1 pseudogene is annotated in these 228 nt (G+C 55.3%); it reads right to left on the bottom strand.

Annotated features, from left to right (window positions below):
• Window positions 1–37 precede the first annotated feature (37 nt).
• Window positions 38–228 (bottom strand): annotated as a pseudogene (locus tag KVT34_RS31580) (O-methyltransferase); the annotation flags it as partial.

Raw genomic sequence — 228 nt, 5'->3', positions numbered from 1 at the left:
CGCGGAACCGCCACCTTTTTTCCTGGTTTGACCGGCTTTATCCGGGGGAGAGGCTGGCCATGGTATAGTTCGATTCGGACCTGACGCTGGCATACAGCGTTTCTTTCTTTACCGTGAAATCCAACGTTATTTCCCCGTGGGTCCAATTCCCTTTGTACCCCAAAGAATCCAGCGCCAGCTTCCGGAAAGCCTGCCACTGGGATTCCGTCAGACCCGTCCCGCTCTTCT

This window comes from Paenibacillus sp. GbtcB18, assembly GCF_019091125.1.
Classification (GTDB): Bacteria; Bacillota; Bacilli; order Paenibacillales; family NBRC-103111; genus Paenibacillus_F; species Paenibacillus_F chitinolyticus.
This window is presented reverse-complemented; position numbering and strand designations above follow the sequence as displayed.